Source organism: Neisseria mucosa, from assembly GCF_003044445.1.
In the GTDB taxonomy this organism is placed as follows: Bacteria; Pseudomonadota; Gammaproteobacteria; order Burkholderiales; family Neisseriaceae; genus Neisseria; species Neisseria mucosa_A.
Map to the genome: position 1 here is coordinate 115,993 of NZ_POWX01000005.1, position 18,505 is coordinate 134,497.

Genomic DNA, 18,505 nt, shown 5'->3' on the forward strand with positions numbered 1-18,505 from the left:
CTGCCGAACAGACAGAAAGGAACTATCCGCATGAATCATCAAGCCCAGTCCCCCGCCGTCTCCGTGATGATTCCTTACTACAACTGTAAGGAATACATCGTAGAAACCGTCCAATCCGTCCTTAGCCAAAGCCATCAGAATTTTGAAATCATCATTGTTGACGACGGCTCTGACCCGGAACACGCCGATTATTTGAGGGAGTTTCTGGCGGACAAGCCCGCCATACGTTACGCCGTACAAAACAATCAAGGCGTTGCCGCCGCCCGAAACCATGCGGCGCGGCTGGCGGGGGGTAAATACTTCCTGTTTCTTGATTCAGACGACCTCATCCTGCCGGATTACATCGAAAAATGCGTCGCGGTTTTGGAAAACAATCCCGACTGTAAGCTGGTGTATCCGTTGGCAGAGTATTTTGATGCGCAAGAAGGCTTGTGGAATCTGCCGGATTATGACGGTTTGGAAAGTCTGTTGAAGGGGAATCGCATCCCTATCATTTCTATGCATCGTGCCGAGGATTTCGTTTCTTTGGGTGGGTTTGATGAAAACCTGGCAACACATGAAGACTGGGATCTTTGGATACGCCTCTTAAGCAACGGCGGAGAAGTCATCCGTATTCCGGAAGTGTTGTTCCGCTACCGTAAACGCCGTGACGGGTCATCACTGATTAACCGCTTGGAGCAAAATCCTGATTTAAACCGCGAAGACTGGCAAAAAGTCTACGAGAAAAACCGCGCACTGTTTATGCAACATCATTTGGGATATTCCGACTGTATTCAAAAAATATCCTTACTAGAACAACAAATCCAATCTTTATCCGAGCTAAACCTTCAATTGCGAGAAGACAATACCAAAATGCAAAATCAAAACCAAGAATTGCAGCATGTCATGGCAAAACTGCTGCAACAAACCGAATTGTCTGCTGAACAGACTGAATTCCTGCAAAAGCAAATTGAAATGTTGTTGCGCAACAGTACCGTAGAAGAGCAATTGGAAGAACAAGAAAAACAAATCAAACTGTTGAAAAAACAAATTAATACCTTGCAGCAGGAAAAGCAATCGTTGGAGCAAAACATTCATATATTGAATGAAAGCAGACAGTCGTCTGAAAACATCATCAACGAACTGCATAGCCACCGTACACAATTGGAACGGCATATTCATGAAGAAAGCCGGCGATTGGCAAAATACAAAGGTTTGTGGACGGTTAAGGCATTCAAGCCGTTTGTCAAAACCGAGCAAGCCATCAGCTCCGCCAACCGTTACCGCAAAGGCTTCCGTCTTTTGGTGCGCGAGAAGGGCAGTATCGGCAAGGCATATCAGTTTTTACGCCGCCATTACAAGCAAACCCATTCGATTAAAAGCGTAAAACAGATATTGAAAGCTGTCAGTTCTGCATCAGCTTTTGGGCATTCGATTCAGGCAGACCCGATTCCGCAAACGTTTATCCAGCGACTGACCAAACATGCTGCCGACACGCTTGCCCCCAAAGTTGCCATCATTGCCGAACTCAGTATTCCGCAATGCAAAAAATACCGCGTTATCCAAAAGCAGGAAATGCTTGAGGAGCTGGGTATTCCTTGTTCCGTGACTTCATGGACGGACAGCAATGAAGCCAAGAAACAGATTTCTTTGGCAAGTGTGGTGATTTTCTACCGCGTTCCCGGTTTTGACAGCGTAATGGATTTGATTGCGGAATGCCGTCGTCTGAATATCAAAACATTATGGGATGTCGATGATTTGATTTTTGACGAAGATGTCCTGAAAACCAGCAGCACCATCAATTCGCTTGAACCGGCAGAAAGAGAAGGCGTGATCAACGGCGCGAAACTTTACCGTCAAGCCATGTTGGCGTGCGACGAAGGCATCGCTTCGACTTCCGGACTGGCAAAAGCCATGAAGGAAGCAGGTTTGGAGACGGTTTATGTGGTTGAAAACGCGCTTGATGATGAAACGCTGGCAGCGGCAAACAGCATCGAGGGTCGTCTGAAAAAACAAGAAGACGGTCTGATTCGAATTATTTACGGTTCGGGCACCAAAACGCATAACATCGACTTTTTGGAAGCCGCTCCCGCGCTTGCCAACATATTGAAAGAAAATCCGAATGTCAGGTTCAGAATCATCGGCTATTTGGAGCTGCCCGAATATTTCGACGATGTACAAAGCCAAATCGAACGTATTCCGTTTTGCAACTATACGGAATACCTGACTTATTTGTCCGAATGCGACATCAGCATCGCGCCTTTGGAAAACTTCGTTTTCAACGATGCCAAGAGCAATATCAAATACCTTGAAGCATCGATTACCAAAGTGGCATCCGTATGTTCGCCAAGGGCGGCTTTTGCCGATGTGATTGTCAACGGCGAAAACGGCTTTCTGGCAGACAGCGAACAGCAATGGTATGAAGCGTTCGCTACCCTGATTCAAAATCCCGAACTGCGCGACAGTATGGCGCAGGCGGCATACCGTACGGTTACGGAAACATACAGCCCGCAAGCCATCGGCAGCACGCAGCTTGCGCCCGCCGTCCGTTTTGAATCTGCCGCAAAAGGGAAAACCAAAGTCTTATCGTTTAATGTTTACTATCATCCGCAATCGTTTGGCGGGGCGACCATTGTTGCCGAGCAACTGAACAAACTGCTTGCCGATGAAGAAGCCTACGAAATATATGCGGTAACGACTTTGCCGATGAAAAGCTGGCTGCCGCCGTACAGCGTCATCCGTTACGAATACGGCAAAGTGACCGTTTTCGGCGTTGCCGTTCCTTCAGAAGATGCGGCCGCCCACGAAAACCCGCGTTTTGATGCAGCCGTCAAAGACATCATCGAACTCGTAGAGCCCGACATCGCCCATATCCACTGCATTCAAAGCATGGGCGTCGGCATGGTCGATATTTGTCGGGAAGCTGGTGTCAAAACCCTCGTTACCCTGCATGACGCCTGGTGGATTTGTCCGAACCAGTTCATGCTTGACGAAAATGAAGTCTTCCGCGAGCAATGGAATACCGAAGACGAACGGAGCAAAACCATAGCCCGCGCTTTGTCGAAAATCGATATGTTACTTGCGCCCAGCAAATATTTTGCCGAGCTGCATGAAAGAACTTTGGGTAGGAACGTCCTCGTCAACAAAAACGGCGTTACCCGCCCCTTGGGTCAAGTATCCAAACGGAAAAAAGACGTTATCCGCTTCGGTTATGTCGGCGGAAAAACCAAAATCAAAGGCGTTCATCTGATTTTGGAAGCCTTCAGGAAACACCGTTTCCCCAACACCGAACTGGTTGTCGTGGACAATATGCTCAACGTCGGCGCGCGTTCGTTCTTTGACAGTGATTTCGACGGCGTGGAACGCTTCCGCATCGAACCTGCTTACAGCCAAGATACTATCGACCACTTCTTCTCGGAAATCGATGTTTTGTTGTTCCCGACCCAATGGAAAGAAAGTTTCGGGCTGACGGTCAGAGAGGCAGTGTTGCGTGATGTTTGGGTAATTGCTACTGACGCGGGCGGTGTGTCCGAAGACATTATCGACGGCGAAAACGGCACAGTCATTCCGTTTGACAGCGGCGTGGAAGAATTGAGCCGTGCCATTGCCGAAGTTTGCGAACGCTATCAAGCAATGGACGACGGCGCAGTCATTGAACTGCCGAAAAGCCATATTCGGACTTTTGCGGAACAAAAAGACGAATTGGCAGGCCTATATCAAGAAATACTGTCGAACCAAGCAGATTGATGTTTTCAGACGACCCTTTCGATGGCAACAAAGGGTCGTCTGAAAATGGCAGTGAATGAACTTTGAACCCGTACGACGTTGTTTTATCTAAACTAATTTTTACTGCATTGAAGTACCTGAGATTAACCGCATCACATCTTAATTATGAACAAAACCATCATACTGGTCGCCCCATATATGTACGGGCTGGATAAGTGCATAGAAAAAAATCTGCGCTTCCACGGCTTCAATGTTATCAATCTCTGTTACGATGACAGAGATTCATACTATCCGCACATAGGCTGCCGTATTCTCGGTTTGTATCATAAACACATTAAAAAAGACGGCGATTATAAGAAAAAACTGAAATATTCCCGCTACCGCAAGCAGATAGCCGAAAAACTGGCTTCCTTGGAAGGCGGCAAAGCAGACTACGCCCTTTGCATCCGCGCCAATATTTATCCCAAAGAAATTATTTCCGCCATCCGCGAACACAGCAAAGTATGCGTCAACTACCAATGGGACGGTATCGACCGTTTCCCCGACATCATCGAATATCTGCCCTATTTTGACCGCTGCTGGGTGTTCAATAAAAACGATGTGGAGAAATACCCCCAACACCGTTTCAAAGCGACCACCAATTTCTATTTCGATTTTCCGATTGAGGGAAACGGAAAAACGGAAGGCCTTTATTTTTTAGGCGGCTACGAAGCAGGTAGGGAACATCAAACCTCCGTTTTTCTCGATGAAGCACGCAGACTGGGGCTACCTTTGGATTTCCACATTTACTGCAAAGACGACCGCGCAAGCAAAATTTTCGGCAACGACGGCATTACCTATTTGGACAGACAAAGCATCCTGAGTTTCGAGCAAAACCTGCAAAAGGTTAAAAACTGCCTGGCAGTCGTCGATTTTGTCCAATTTGAAAATTACGGCCTGTCTTTCCGCGTATTCGACGCCCTGTGTTTCGACAAAAAACTGATTACCACCAATCAGGCCGTAGCGGAATGTGACTTCTACCATCCCGACAACATCTTTATTTGGGACGGAGAAAACCCCGAAGGCCTGCAAGACTTTTTCAGACGACCTTACCATCCGCTTCCTGAAGAAATAAAAGCCAAATACGCCTTCGGCAACTGGGTCCGCCGAATCCTCGACATATCAGACGAAGCATAAATAGATACCATGACGACCGAACAAAAAACGATTATTTTGGGGATGCCCGCCGACAACCAAATCTACCGAGTCATCGAAGCCGCCTTAAATCATCACGGCTTCAACGTCGTCAGCGTCGTCATGGACAACCTGAATTTCCGCTATCCTTCCCTTTCCAGTCGTCTGAAAGTCAAATTCAGACAACTGGTGCTGCGGGATAAAAACGCCAAAAAAGACTTTAAATCCGCCCAATTAATCCGAGACGTCGAAAACAAACTGGCAGCGTACGGCAAGGCGGATTACGCCCTGTTTATTCGCGGCGACATCTACTCGCCTGAGTTTCTGGATATGATTAAACGCCATACCCGTCCCGGCAATATGGTCAACTACCAATGGGACGGTATCAATCGCTTTCCGGCTATTTGGGATTGCGCCGACCGGTTCGACTGTATTTACGTTTTTGATCCCGCCGATATGCGAAATCCGAAACATCCCTTCCTGCCGACCACCAACTTCTATTTCGACCACGATGTCAACCTGCCCGAAGACCCGCCCAACGATTTCTATTTCATCGGCTGGCATATGCCCGACCGCGCCCCGATTATTTCCGCGTTCGGTAAAGCGGCCGAAACGCTGGGCTGGAAGCTCGACTTCAATATCGGCTGTTTGAATACCGATGTCGATACCCTCCGCCGTTTTTATCCTACGGAAAACATCAAAATCTTCATCGGCGTCAGAAGTTTCGCAGACAACCTCGAAGCCGCCAAACAGGCAAAAATCCTTATAGATTTCAAAACGCCCGTTCACAACGGCCTCTCGTTCCGCCCCTTCGAAGCCCTCGGCTACCGTAAAAAACTGATTACCACCAACGCCGAAATCAAAAAATACGATTTCTACCACCCCGACAACATCTTCGTTTGGGACGGTAAAAGTTTGGACGGTTTGGCAGAATTTGTCGACAAACCCTATCGCGAGCTGCCACCCGAAATCTACCAAAAATACAGCTTCGGCAACTGGTTGCGCTATATTCTGGACATACCGCCCCATCAAAAAATAACCCTGCCCGAATAAACGGAAAGGTCGTCTGAAATTTGTCGATATGGCAGATAAAATAGGCAATGCCTGCACTGTCATTCCCGTGCAGGCGGGAATTCAGAGATTTGAGATTACAGTAATCCCTAAACATTTCTGAAAGATTGAAGTCTGGATTCCCGCCTGCGCAGGAATGACAATACGGAGGCATCTTATTTTGTTTCAGACGACCTCAAAAATTAGATTCATCACACTATTTATGCTATAAGGTCGTCTGAAATTAACAGACTCCATTCCCCAAACAAGGAAGTAAACATGAGCACACAAGATTTAAGCGGCAAAATCGCATTGGTAACAGGCGCATCGCGCGGTATCGGCGCGGCGATTGCCGACACGCTGGCGGCCGCAGGTGCCAAAGTTATCGGTACGGCGACCAGCGAAAGCGGCGCGGCGGCGATTAGCGAGCGTCTGGCGCAATGGGGCGGCGAAGGCCGTGCATTGAATTCCGCCGAACCCGAAACCATCGAAAACCTGATTGCCGACATTGAAAAAGAGTTCGGCAAGCTGGATATTCTGGTCAACAACGCCGGCATCACCCGCGACAACCTCTTGATGCGTATGAAAGAAGAAGAGTGGGACGACATCATGCAGGTCAACCTCAAATCCGTGTTCCGCGCCTCCAAAGCCGTCTTGCGCGGCATGATGAAGCAACGCGCCGGACGCATCATCAACATCACATCCGTCGTCGGTGTGATGGGCAATGCCGGTCAGACCAACTATGCCGCGGCAAAAGCAGGCTTGATCGGTTTCTCCAAATCCATGGCGCGCGAAGTCGGCAGCCGCGGCATTACTGTCAACTGCGTCGCCCCCGGCTTTATCGATACCGACATGACCCGCGCGCTGCCTGAAGAAACCCGCAAAACCTTCGAAGCGCAAACTTCACTGGGCAAATTCGGCGAAGCGCAGGACATCGCAGATGCGGTATTGTTCCTCGCTTCCGACCAAGCAAAATACATCACCGGTCAAACGCTGCACGTCAACGGCGGCATGCTGATGCCTTGATTCGGCTTGGAAAATAAAGAAGGTCGTCTGAAAACGGATTTCAGACGACCTTTTGTTTGTTTAGTTTGCTTGCAGCAGTTGCTTGTTGAGTTCCGCCTGTATCAGCAGGCCGTGGGCGAAGTTGCGGCTGTCGGCGAGGATGAGTTTGCCGCCGTAGCGTTTGGCGATGGCGTCGGCGATGGAGAGTCCGAGTCCGGTGCCTTGCTGTTCCGTGCCGAGTATGCGGTAGAAGGCGTCGGTTACGCGGCTGCGTTCGTTGGCGGGGATGCCGGGGCCGTCGTCTTCCACCCAGATGGTGAGGGTGGTCGGGGTCTCGCTGAAACCTATGTCGATGCGGCCGCCTGCGGGGGTGTAGCGGATGGCGTTGTCGGTGAAGGTTTTGATGAGGGTGTAGATTTCGGTGTCGTCGGCTCGGATGCGCAGGTCGTTTTCGACGGCGACGCCGATGTCTTGCTGTTTGTCGAGGGCGAGGGGCATGAGTTCTTGCAGCACGCGGCGGAACTGGGCTTGCAGGCTGATGTCGGTCAGGTTGCGTTGGGTTTCGGAGCCTTGGGCGCGGGCGTGGGTCAGGAGCTGCTCGAGCAGGTGGCGGTTGCGCTGTATGCTTTGGAGGATGAGTCCGGTCTGTTCGCGGGCTTCGTCCGATTGGGGCAGCTTGGTGAGCCGTTCTGCCTGAAGGGAGAGGGCGGTCAGTGGGCTGCGCAGTTCGTGGGCGGCATCGGCGATGAAGCGTTGCTGGCGGCGGATGTTTTCGCCTGTGCGTTGCAGCAGTTGGTTGATGGCGGTAACGAAGCCTTGTATTTCGCTGGGCACGCCTTCTCCGTCCAGCGGCGAGAGGTCGTCTGAACGGCGTTTGCCGAGGGAGGCGGAAAGGGTTTTGACGGGGCGCATGGCGCGGTAGGTGATCCATACGGTCAGCAGGATCATGAGGGGCAGGGCGATGAGCAGCGGGAGGACGCTTTGGTAGGCGGCGGTGGCTGCGAGGTCGTCGCGGTATTCGGTTTCTTGGAGTACGGCGATTTTGCCTTGCGGGGTTTGGCGGATGTAGGCGCGGTATTCGTCGTCGTCATCGTCGTCGTCGTCATCAACGCTGCCTTTGATGGTGTGGAATCCTTCGCCGAGTGTGTCGGACAGGGGGACGGTGTCTTCTTGTCCGAAGGTTTGGATGAGGATGTGGTTTTCGCTGCCTATTTGTGTGTAGTCGGTGGTTTTGGGGTTGATGTAGGCGGCGGTTTGGCGCAACAGGTCGTCCTGAAGCTCTTCGGCTTCATGGTAGGTTTGGTAATAGGAGAATGCGCCTGCGATGATGGACAAAGGCAGGAACATCAGTATCAGGGCGATGCTGATACGGACTTGCAGGGATTGTTTGAGGGTCTGGATAAAGTGATGCATAGTGTGTTTGGTGAGGCTGTTTTAGGTTTTGTTATAGTGGATTAACTTTAAACCAGTACGGCGTTGCCTCGCCTTAGCTCAAAGAGAACGATTCTCTAAGGTGCTGAAGCACCAAGTGAATCGGTTCCGTACTATCTGTACTGTCTGCGGCTTCGTCGCCTTGTCCTGATTTAAAGTTAATCCACTATATTGATTATGGCATGGGCGGGCATGGATGTGCGGATTGGGGTTTCAGACGACCTCTTTGGCGACCAGCCAGCCTACGCCGCGTACGTTTTGGATGTGTTCTTTGCCGAGCTTTTTGCGTAGGGCGTGGATGAGGAAATCGACGGCGTTGCTTTCGACTTCTTCGCCCCAGCCGTAGATTTTGTCTTCAAGGTCGCTGCGGGAGAGGATGATGCCGGGACGCATCATCAGGGCTTGGAGGACGGCAAATTCTTTGTTGCTCAGGAGGACGGGTTTGTCTTGTCCTTTGACTTCGACTTGGTAGGTGGCGGGGTTGAGGGTGAGCGCGCCGTTGGTTAATAGGGTTTGGCTGTGGCCGCTGTGGCGGCGCAGGACGGCGCGCATACGGGCTTGCAGCTCCGCCATGTCGAAGGGTTTGACGATGTAGTCGTCGGCGCCGCCGTCCAGTCCGTTGAGGCGGCTGTGGAGGTCGTCGCGGGCGGTAACGATGAGGACGGGGGTTTGGCTGCCTTCGTGTCGGATTTGGGTGAGGACGTCCAACCCGTCTTTGCCGGGCAGGCCGAGGTCGAGCAGTAGCAAGTCGTAGTTCTGCACCTGAAGGGCGGTAGAAACTTGGCTGCCGTTTTTGACCCAATCGACGGCATAGCCGCTGTCTTTGAGGTTGGCGGCTACGGCTTGGGCAATCATGTGGTCGTCTTCTGCAAGCAATACGCGCATGGTGTTCTCCTTAATTAATGGGAGGATAGCAGGGGAAAATTAGGAAGGGTTTAGCGAATAAAAAAGTCGCCTGTTCATTCCAGACGACTTTGGGCTTCAATTATTCATCTTCAATAGGAAATCCTAAATCGTTCCTAATGTCATAATACAGCGTACAGACAAATTCTATTAATTCATTTTGTACTGATTCCATATCTTTAAATTCTTGCTTATATATATCCAACATATTTTTTGCAAAAAATGGCGTTCCATCTGAGATAAATTTGGCTGATTCTGGATTTTCTCTAGCTAAATCACAGATGAAGCCTAAAGCTTTTTGTGATATGTCCAATTTTAAGTTCAAAAGTGCAATTTCTCTTTCGTATTCGGATATAGATTTACTCATAAATTAGAACCGCTGACATTATTTGGAAAAAGGAAAGATAACATTGACCACCAAATCGTACAAGAAAGAAATTTTTAATTAAATTCAAACGGCTGTTATAAATGATAGTGTAAATTATCCACTTTGCAAATTGTCTTTACAGCAATACAATATCGTACTGTTCCTGCGTGTAAGCGGTTTCGACTGCCAGCGAAATCGGTTTGCCGATAAAGTCGATGAGCATCGCCAGCGATTGCGATTCTTCGTCGAGGAAGAGGTCGATGACGTTGGGCGCGGCGAGGATGCGGAAGGACTGCACGTCGTAACGGCGGGCTTCGCGGACGATTTCGCGCTGGATTTCGTAGCAGATGGTCTGCGGCGTTTTCAGACGACCCCTGCCTTGGCAGGATGGGCAGGGTTCGCAGAGGATTTGGCTGAGGTTTTCGCGCGAACGTTTGCGCGTCAGTTCGACCAAACCCAAGCTGGTGAAACCGTTGAGGGTAACGCGGGTGCGGTCGAAGGCGAGGGCTTTGGCAAGCTCTTGCAGCACGGCTTCGCGGTGTACTTCCTGCGCCATGTCGATGAAGTCGATGATGATGATGCCGCCGAGGTTGCGCAACCGTAATTCGCGGGCAATGGTGTGACAGGCTTCAAGGTTGGTGCGGAAGATGGTTTCGTCGAAGTTGCGCGCGCCGACGAAGCCGCCGGTGTTCACGTCTATCGTGGTCATGGCTTCGGTGGACTCGATAATCAGGTAGCTGCCGAAGTTGAGGTTGACGCGCGGTTGCAGGGCGCGGCTGATTTCCTGCTCGACGTTGTGGGTTTCAAACAACGGGCGTTCACCTTTGAACAACTCTATCCTGCCCAATGCGCCGTGAACGTATTGCTCAGCGAAGCGGGTCATGCGGCGGTGGTTTTCGGTTGAATCGACCAGAATTTTTTGCGTGTCGAGGCTGAACATGTCGCGCAACACGCGCAGGCTCAAAGGCAAATCCTGATAAAGCAGGGTTTCCGGAGGCTGGATTTTTGCTTGTTCTTGAATGTGTTCCCACACTTTGGTCAGGTAGTGGATGTCGGACTGAAGCTGCTCGTCGGTGGCGTTTTCGGCGTTGGTGCGGATGATGTAGCCGTGGCATGCGTCTTCGGGCAGCAGGTTGGTCAGGCGTTCGCGCAGGCTGTTGCGCTCGGTATCGTCTTCGATGCGTTGGGAAATGCCGATGTGGTCTTCCTGCGGAAGGTGGACGAGGAAACGCCCGGCCAGCGAGATTTGAGTGGAAAGGCGTGCGCCTTTGGTGTTGATTGGGTCTTTGATGACCTGTACCAAAACCGACTGTCCTTCAAACAGCATGTGTTCGATGCGCTGTGTTTCTTCGGGGTTGCGGCGTTGTTCGAGAACATCGACGATGTGCAGAAACGCCGCACGTTCCAAACCGATGTCGATGAACGCGCTCTGCATTCCCGGCAACACGCGGCGCACCACGCCCAGATAAATATTGCCGACCAGACTATGACCGCTGTTGCGCTCGATGTGCAGCTCGCAGATATTGTTTTCTTCCAACACCGCCACGCGCGTTTCCTGCGGCGTAATGTTAACAAGCACGGTTTCGGGCGGACGAATAGCGTCCTTCGGGATGGGGATTCCTGAAAGCATGATTTAGTTCCTGATTTTTAATAAGAAATATAGTAGATTAAATTTGAACCAGCCCGGTTTTACTTTGCCAAACCTGAAAAATGATCGGCTGATTGTGTTGCTGTTCTGACTCAAATTTAATCTGCCACCCGCTTGCCGTCGGTTTTGTGGAAAATATAGTGGATTAACTTTAAACCAGTACGGCGTTGCCTCGCCTTAGCTCAAAGAGAACGATTCTCTAAGGTGCTGAAGCACCAAGTCAATCGGTTCCGTACTATTTGTACTGTCTGCGGCTTCGTCGCCTTGTCCTGATTTAAGGTTAATCCACTATAAATGGCAAAAACGGTTCGGATTGCCGTTTATCATACTTTAAAAACGGCGTTTTGGCACATGGGCGGCAGGCAGCCCTCACGCCCCGAAAACAAAGATTCAGGCAAAATAGCCGATTTCAAGTATTGTAAAATAAACCATATGCCCATATAGTGAACCCCGTTAGAACTCTGAAAACAATCATGCAAACCGTTACGATGTACACAGGCGCGTTCTGCCCCTACTGCACCATGGCTAAAAAGCTGCTGCATTCGCTGGGCGTCGCCGAAATCAACGAAATCCGCGTCGACCGCAGCCCCGAAGCCTTTGCCGAAATGCAGCAGCTTTCAGGGCAGCGCAGCATACCGCAAATTTTCATCGGCGATACCCACGTCGGCGGTTTCACCGATTTGTACGGCCTGCACCGCGAAGGCAGGCTGGATTCTTTATTAAACCCGTAACTTTAAACCCAACTAGGAAAACAAAATGAGCGAAGAATTGCAACCCGTATTCAGCATTGAGCGTCTGTTCGTCAAAGACCTGTCTTTGGAAGTGCCCAACGCCCCCCAAATCTTCTTGGAACAAGGCGAGCCCGAAGTCGATATGCGCGTTTCCACCAACAGCGAGAAGCTGGAAGAAGGCTACTACAACGTTGACGTAACCGTTACCGTAACCGCCAAACTCAACGCCGAGCGTACCATGTTCCTGAACGAAGTGACCCAAAGCGGCATCTTCCGTCTGGAAAACATCCCTGAAGAAGACGTTCAACTGCTCTTAGGCGTAGCCTGCCCGAACATCCTCTTCCCTTACGCACGCGAAGCCATTTCCACCAGCGTAACCCGCGCCGGCTTCCCGCCCGTACTGCTCGCTCCGATCAACTTCGAAGCCATGTACCAGCAACAACAAGAAGGCAACGCATAATCCGCGTTCCCTGTTTGTCAAAAGGTCGTCTGAAAAATGTTTCAGACGACCTTTTTTATAATTCTGAAGAATGGCTACCGAATTTCATCTTCAATGGCATAGACATGAAATCTGTAACGTCATAAAATTCAAAACGTTTATTATTTATTAAATAAAAAGGTTACGATGAAAAAATATATTTTTGGGGTGTATGCTGCTTTGCTCATAGGTAATGCAATATCTGCCGATTTTACAGGTAGTTGGGGGTATGTAAAGAATATTCCAGGTGGTGTTTATGGTAAATATTTCAATATCAAACAATCACCAAAATATATAATTACGGGTGAGTGGTATGAAGGCCGTTCAAACGGTCCCGGTGGCAGCGGTAAGGTGAAGGGGTACGTGAAAAAAGGTGGAAAACTGTATTTGAGTTACTGTTCGGAAGGAGATAATTCTTGGTATACACCTTGTCCGAAATATGAACAAGACAGGGGCTATTTCGTCAGATGGAATGGCAATCTAGTTGAATATTATCGGCCATATGGAAAAGGGCAAGTATATAAAAAAGGTGAAATATTTAAGCGGCAGCAAGAAAGTAAACAGATTGAAGGTCAGGAACAACCTTAAGAGCGACAATCTTTGGATCAACAAAAATTACTGAAGGAACAAGAGTCTTTGCGTAAGCAGGAGTTGTTGAAGGAACAAGAGTCTTTGCGTAAGCAGGAGTTGTTGAAGGAACAAGAACTTTTACGCCGACAGGAATTGTTGAAAGAGCAGGAGTCTTTACGTCAGCAGGAATTATTGAAGGAACAAGAATCTTTGCGTAAGCAGGAGTTATTGCTGCAACGGAAATCAGGTGGAGAACCAGAGTTGTTAAACGGACAGGAAATATTTAAAGAACAAGGAGGACAGGACGTATTCAAAGAGCAGGAGACGGCAGAAGGTCAGTGGACAGTTGAAAAACAGGAGTTGCCGCAAGGACAAAAAAATATCGAGTAATAGAGATACTCTAAAAAGGTCGTCTGAAAACTCAAACCCAAGTTTTCAGACGACCTTTTTTCTTTGTTCCGAACTACTTCACAATATCCGACAACGGCCAGCGCGGTTTGACGTTGAATGCGCCGGCGGGCTGCCGCTCCTGCAACCTCATCGCGCCGGCGAAGGCAATCATCGCGCCGTTGTCGGTGCAGTATTCCATGGGCGGGAAGCAGACTTTGATTTTTTCTTCCTTAGGCTTGGGTTTGCCTTTTTCAGACAGCTTTTTGACGCTCAGGCGGGAAAATTCGTCGCGCAGCTTCCAGTTTGCACCGACGCCGCCCGCGACGACCAAAGTTCTGAATCCGGTATCCAACAAGGCTTTTTTGGCTTTGGCGGCAAGGACGTCGATCACCGCGTCTTGAAACGCGCGGCAGATGTCGTTGCGCGTTTGCTCGGGAATTTCGCCGCCGTTTTCGGCACGGACTTTTTCGACGGCGGTCAGCACGGCGGTTTTCAAACCGGAGAAGCTCATCTGCAAATCGTGCGAATGGAGCATGGGGCGCGGGAACGCAAAGGCGTCGGGGTTGCCCAGCTTCGCCAGTTCGGACAGCTTCGCGCCGCCGGGGTAGGGCAGCCCCAAGAGTTTGGCGGTTTTGTCGAACGCCTCGCCCGCCGCGTCATCAACGCTTTCGCCCATCAACGTGTAATCGCCGATGCCGCGCACCGCCATAAACTGCGTATGCCCGCCCGAAACCAGCAGGGCGACAAATGGAAATTCAGGCTTGTCGTCCGCCAAAAGCGGAGAGAGCAAATGACCTTCGAGATGGTGGATGGGAATGACGGGTTTGTTCAGGGCAAACGCCAAAGCGTTGGCGTAGCCCGAACCTGCCAGAAGCGCGCCACCCAAGCCCGGCCCTTGGGTGTAGGCGACGGCATCGATGTCGTCGTATGAAACGCCCGCTTCCTGCAAACAGCCCTGCGTCAGCGGCACGACGCGGCGGATGTGGTCGCGGCTGGCAAGTTCGGGGACAACGCCGCCGTATTCGGCGTGCATCGCCATTTGGGTGTGAAGATGGTGCGCCAACAGGCCGCGTTCGGTGTCGTAAAGCGCAACCCCCGTTTCATCGCAGGATGATTCGATTCCGAGTACCAACATGGTTTGAGGTCGTCTGAAAATAAGGATGCGGTATTTTAACGGATTTCGGGTGGGCTTGGCTTGCTTGAGATTTGGGAATATGAAGTGGGAGAGGCTGTATCATATAATGATACGGAATTGGGTTTGCTATCCGGGTTATACCGAGCATTTTTATTGTCTGAGTTTTTGTTATTTAAATTTGATTACATTAGACATATTAGAGACTTAGAGACGCATCGGGTAGGAGGATTGTCGGCAATTTTGATTTTTAAATTTAATTGATAGAAATATTATTGCTTATATTTTTATATTTTATGATTTTTAATGCTTTATAATACATAAAAAATACTTTTTTGAAATAAAATTGCCGAATAATTGAGAGAAGGCTTGTTTAAAACAGGTAAAGAAGGTAATCTATGCCTCGATTTATCTGAATTTGAAAGCAATAACAATGACCAGACAATACCCTACCGATGATATTAAGATTAGAGAAGTCAAAGAGCTGCTGCCACCGATTGCCCATTTGTACGAGTTGCCGATTTCTGATGAAGCGGCGGGACTGGTACACCGCACACGTCATGAAATCGCCGATTTGGTTCACGGCAAGGACAACCGCCTGCTGGTGATTATCGGTCCGTGTTCCATCCACGACACCAAAGCTGCGTTGGAATACGCCGAACGTTTGCTGGTGTTGCGCAAAAAATATGAAAAAGAATTGCTGATTGTGATGCGCGTGTATTTTGAAAAACCGCGCACGACGGTGGGCTGGAAAGGTTTGATTAACGACCCGCACTTGGACGGTACGTTCGACATCAACTACGGTCTGCGTCAGGCGCGCAGCTTGCTGCTGACACTGAACAATATGGGCATGCCCGCTTCGACGGAGTTCCTCGACATGATTACGCCGCAATATTACGCGGACTTGATTTCTTGGGGCGCAATTGGCGCGCGGACGACGGAAAGTCAGGTACACCGCGAACTCGCCAGCGGCCTGTCTTGTCCGGTCGGTTTCAAAAACGGTACGGACGGCAATCTGAAAATCGCCATCGACGCGATTGGTGCGGCAAGTCATCCGCATCACTTCCTGTCTGTAACCAAAGCAGGGCATTCCGCCATTGTGCATACCAGCGGCAATCCCGACTGCCACGTTATCCTGCGCGGCGGCAAAGAGCCGAATTACAGCACCGAACACGTCAAATCGGCGGCGGAACAATTAATAAAAGTCGGTTTGTCGCCCAAGCTGATGGTCGATTGCAGCCACGCAAACAGCCGTAAAGATTACAGACGGCAGATGGAAGTTGCCCAAGACGTTGCCGCGCAACTGGAAAACGGTGAAGACAGCATTATGGGCGTGATGGTGGAAAGCCATTTGTTCGAAGGCAGACAGGACAAGCCCGAGGTTTACGGACAAAGCATTACCGATGCCTGCATCGGCTGGGACACTACCGAAGAAATGCTCGCGCTTTTGGCTGCGGCAAACCGTAAACGGGTTGCTCCTTAAGCCGGTTTGAGCGGCAAAAAAGAGGTCGTCTGAAAAGGCTGTGTGTGAACAAAAACAGGCAGTTTTTCAGATGACCTTTTGTTTTGTATAAATTGTTTATTTACAAGGGCTTCAGGGTGGTCTCCGGGTAAATTATCGTAGTTTAAACAGTCTTTACTTATCAGAAGACATATTAATGAAACCTTGTGAGATACTGCTTGCGTATTGTTTAACCCACTGATGGAGAATACAACATGAAAAAGGCTTTGACTAAAACCGTTACCTTGATTGCTATCGCTGCTTCTTTGAGCGCATGTGCAGGTATGGACCAAACCCAACGCAATACCGCTACCGGCGCAGTATTGGGTGGTGTAGCAGGTAACCTGATTGGCGGCGATACCGGTTCTACTTTGGGTGGCGCAGCATTGGGCGGTGTTATCGGCAGCCAAGTTCATCACGGACATCGCTATCGTTAAGTAGTTCATTAATATCATTATGCAAACCGTTCCTATCGTTTCATTTGTCGGAACGGTTTTTGTTTGATGGAGTGGCCATGAGAAAAGGTCGTCTGAAACGAGGATTATCGTGTTTCAGACGACCTTTTAGTAATTAGAGAGATAGATGACTTAGTGATGTATAACTGCTTTGGCGATTTGATCCGCCATGCGTTTGCTTGCTCCTTGGTGCTTGCCGATAAACTCAAGGGCTTTTTGGGAGAAACGTTCTTTTTCCGATGGATTGGTAAGCCATGATGTGGTTTTTTCGTACCATCTTTCAGCAGTGCCAACCTGCTCTGCCGCCCCTGCATGGATGGCATCTTGGCATACAGCGGAGAAATTGTAGGTTGAACAACCGAATAAGGTTGGTATACCGCAGGAAATCGGTTCGATAACATTCTGACAGCCCGCATCCACAAGGCTGCCTCCAACGAAGGCAATATCTGCAGCCAAATAATAGGCAAACAGTTCTCCCATGCTGTCTCCGATCCATATTTGCGTTTCTTGGTCGACAGGAAGGTTATCACTGCGATATTGCACACGGTAGCCCATATCTTCCGCAAGGGAAAAGGTCGTCTGAAAACGCTCGGGGTGTCGAGGGATAATTACCAGCAGTGCATCCCCTTTGTAGCGCTTCCATGCTTCAAGCAATATTTCCGCTTCGTCCTGACCTTTATAGAAACGGGTGCTGGCACACACGACGACAGGGCGGTTGCCGATCCGTTCTTTAAATGTGGCTGCAAGTGCTTTCATCCCTTCGGGAAGCGATACATCGTATTTGGTATTGCCGCAGACGTGGACATTAGAAGCCCCAATCAAGTGCAACCGTTCTGCATCTTCGGCAGTTTGGGCAAAGCATCCGCTCAGGGTGCGCATAGCAGGTTCAACCAAGCCGCGTATTTTCAAATACCCCCGTTGCGATTTTTCAGACAGGCGGGCGTTGGCAAGAAAAAGCGGCACCTGTTTTTCAGCACACATATGCATCAGGTTCGGCCAAATTTCTGTTTCCATCAAAATACCGAAACGAGGGGCATGGTCGGTTAAAAATTGCACAACCCATTCTGGTTTGTCGTAGGGAATATAACGGCATTGCGCATTGGGATATAGGGTTTGCGCAGTATGCCTTCCGGTCGGTGTCATTTGAGTCAGTAATAAAGGGACATCTGGGAAATAGTTCTGTAATGCTTCGATGAGTGGCTGCGCTGCACGGGTCTCACCGACGGAAACGGCGTGAATCCAAATCGGATGGTGCACGGGATTGCTCATTTTTTTGCCGAATCTTTCATCCCAGTGTTCCAAATAGGATGTTGATTTTTCAGCTCTCTTTTTTAGATAACGGCGGATAAACAAAGGAGCGATATGCCAAAGTTGATTGTATAACCAACGTATCATAATGATATTCCAAGATGTGATGGGCGTATAAAAAGGGTATCAGGAGAGGATTATAGACGATTCAATCTAAAACAGGACGGGATGAGTAAACCCAAAGCTAATGAGAATAGCTGAATAGAGGGGCTTGTGATTTTGAAATATTTGATTTTGGAGTTGGTGGAAATAGGTATTCTTGGATAAGATTGATGAATTTAGGAAAATCATCGTCTATGAGAATAGATGATTTTGTCTAAATACAACACTTTTTTAGCATATTTCAGTTGTAGAAAGATGTGTGAAAGTTGGGATGTAGAGGTAAAAGGTGGGAATTTGTGGATATATGTATGGAAATATTCTTATAGATAAAAATAGCCTAGAAAAACTTTATTGGTAAGTTTCTAGTTTATTTTAAATTTAAATTGCTTTTTATATAAAAATTAGACATAAAATTGCAAGCGTTATATATATATTTTCTATTGATTCCAGTTGTTAATATATTGTAAGTTATATATTCGCAACAAACAATACGGTTAATAATTAATAATATAGAGAACGTGTTAAGTCATGATAAAAAAAAATAATAAATGAGAAG

General features: G+C 49.1%; 16 protein-coding genes. 10 read left to right on the forward strand and 6 right to left on the reverse strand.

Going from position 1 to position 18,505, the window contains the following annotated elements; translation table 11 throughout:
• Nucleotides 1-30 precede the first annotated feature (30 nt).
• The 4 genes from DBY90_RS04615 (at nt 31) to fabG (ending at nt 6,954) form a co-directional block, all read left to right on the forward strand.
• Nucleotides 31-3,726, forward strand: coding sequence for a glycosyltransferase (locus DBY90_RS04615; RefSeq protein WP_070491016.1), 3,696 nt, complete (start codon nt 31-33; stop codon nt 3,724-3,726).
• A gap of 144 nt (nt 3,727-3,870) precedes the next feature.
• Nucleotides 3,871-4,881, forward strand: a complete 1,011-nt coding sequence (locus DBY90_RS04620) for a hypothetical protein (RefSeq protein WP_070491014.1) — start codon at nt 3,871-3,873, stop codon at nt 4,879-4,881.
• Between the two features lie 9 nt (nt 4,882-4,890).
• Complete coding sequence (locus tag DBY90_RS04625; protein WP_070491012.1) at nt 4,891-5,931, forward strand: hypothetical protein; 1,041 nt, start codon at nt 4,891-4,893, stop codon at nt 5,929-5,931.
• Nucleotides 5,932-6,207: 276 nt separating this feature from the next.
• Nucleotides 6,208-6,954: a 3-oxoacyl-ACP reductase FabG gene (gene fabG, locus DBY90_RS04630; RefSeq protein ID WP_003684588.1), complete on the forward strand. Its 747-nt coding sequence runs from the start codon at nt 6,208-6,210 to the stop codon at nt 6,952-6,954.
• A 60-nt stretch (nt 6,955-7,014) separates the two neighbouring features.
• On the opposite strand, the gene DBY90_RS04635 is transcribed toward fabG, so the two are convergent.
• From DBY90_RS04635 to DBY90_RS04655, 4 genes are all read right to left on the reverse strand, one after another.
• Nucleotides 7,015-8,346: an ATP-binding protein gene (locus DBY90_RS04635; protein WP_070491010.1), complete on the reverse strand. Its 1,332-nt coding sequence runs from the start codon at nt 8,344-8,346 to the stop codon at nt 7,015-7,017.
• A gap of 231 nt (nt 8,347-8,577) precedes the next feature.
• Nucleotides 8,578-9,249: a response regulator gene (locus DBY90_RS04645; RefSeq protein WP_070491008.1), complete on the reverse strand. Its 672-nt coding sequence runs from the start codon at nt 9,247-9,249 to the stop codon at nt 8,578-8,580.
• Between the two features lie 100 nt (nt 9,250-9,349).
• Entirely contained in the window at nt 9,350-9,634 is a 285-nt protein-coding gene (locus tag DBY90_RS04650; protein WP_070491006.1) for a hypothetical protein, read from the reverse strand.
• A 136-nt stretch (nt 9,635-9,770) separates the two neighbouring features.
• The gene (locus DBY90_RS04655; protein WP_107986601.1) at nt 9,771-11,264 is read right to left on the reverse strand and encodes an Rne/Rng family ribonuclease; all 1,494 of its coding nucleotides are present in this window, start codon (nt 11,262-11,264) and stop codon (nt 9,771-9,773) included.
• 491 nt (nt 11,265-11,755) lie between these two features.
• Between DBY90_RS04655 and grxC the strand changes: the two genes are divergently transcribed.
• The 4 genes from grxC (at nt 11,756) to DBY90_RS04680 (ending at nt 13,451) form a co-directional block, all read left to right on the forward strand.
• Nucleotides 11,756-12,013, forward strand: a complete 258-nt coding sequence (gene grxC / locus DBY90_RS04665; protein ID WP_003741129.1) for a glutaredoxin 3 — start codon at nt 11,756-11,758, stop codon at nt 12,011-12,013.
• Between the two features lie 25 nt (nt 12,014-12,038).
• A complete protein-coding gene (gene secB / locus DBY90_RS04670; RefSeq protein ID WP_003741126.1) occupies nt 12,039-12,473 on the forward strand; it encodes a protein-export chaperone SecB in 435 nt (144 codons plus the stop codon).
• Nucleotides 12,474-12,638: 165 nt separating this feature from the next.
• Nucleotides 12,639-13,079, forward strand: a complete 441-nt coding sequence (locus tag DBY90_RS04675) for a hypothetical protein (protein WP_070490915.1) — start codon at nt 12,639-12,641, stop codon at nt 13,077-13,079.
• Between the two features lie 12 nt (nt 13,080-13,091).
• Nucleotides 13,092-13,451 carry a hypothetical protein gene (locus tag DBY90_RS04680; RefSeq protein WP_107986603.1) on the forward strand — a complete coding sequence of 120 codons (360 nt, stop codon included), beginning with the start codon at nt 13,092-13,094 and terminating at the stop codon, nt 13,449-13,451.
• Nucleotides 13,452-13,524: 73 nt separating this feature from the next.
• Here the strand turns inward: DBY90_RS04680 and tsaD are convergent, their stop codons facing one another.
• The gene (tsaD, locus tag DBY90_RS04685; RefSeq protein WP_107986605.1) at nt 13,525-14,586 is read right to left on the reverse strand and encodes a tRNA (adenosine(37)-N6)-threonylcarbamoyltransferase complex transferase subunit TsaD; all 1,062 of its coding nucleotides are present in this window, start codon (nt 14,584-14,586) and stop codon (nt 13,525-13,527) included.
• A 430-nt stretch (nt 14,587-15,016) separates the two neighbouring features.
• On the opposite strand from tsaD, the gene aroG reads away from it, so the two are divergent.
• Together aroG and DBY90_RS04695 are read left to right on the forward strand one after the other, a co-directional pair.
• Nucleotides 15,017-16,066 (forward strand): 3-deoxy-7-phosphoheptulonate synthase AroG, encoded by a 1,050-nt coding sequence (aroG, locus tag DBY90_RS04690; protein ID WP_107986607.1) that lies wholly within the window; start codon nt 15,017-15,019, stop codon nt 16,064-16,066.
• 233 nt (nt 16,067-16,299) lie between these two features.
• Nucleotides 16,300-16,521, forward strand: a complete 222-nt coding sequence (locus tag DBY90_RS04695; protein ID WP_045074239.1) for a glycine zipper 2TM domain-containing protein — start codon at nt 16,300-16,302, stop codon at nt 16,519-16,521.
• A gap of 150 nt (nt 16,522-16,671) precedes the next feature.
• Here the strand turns inward: DBY90_RS04695 and waaA are convergent, their stop codons facing one another.
• On the reverse strand, nt 16,672-17,934 hold the full coding sequence (gene waaA, locus DBY90_RS04700; protein WP_107986609.1) for a lipid IV(A) 3-deoxy-D-manno-octulosonic acid transferase: 1,263 nt from the start codon (nt 17,932-17,934) through the stop codon (nt 16,672-16,674).
• Nucleotides 17,935-18,505 lie beyond the last annotated feature (571 nt).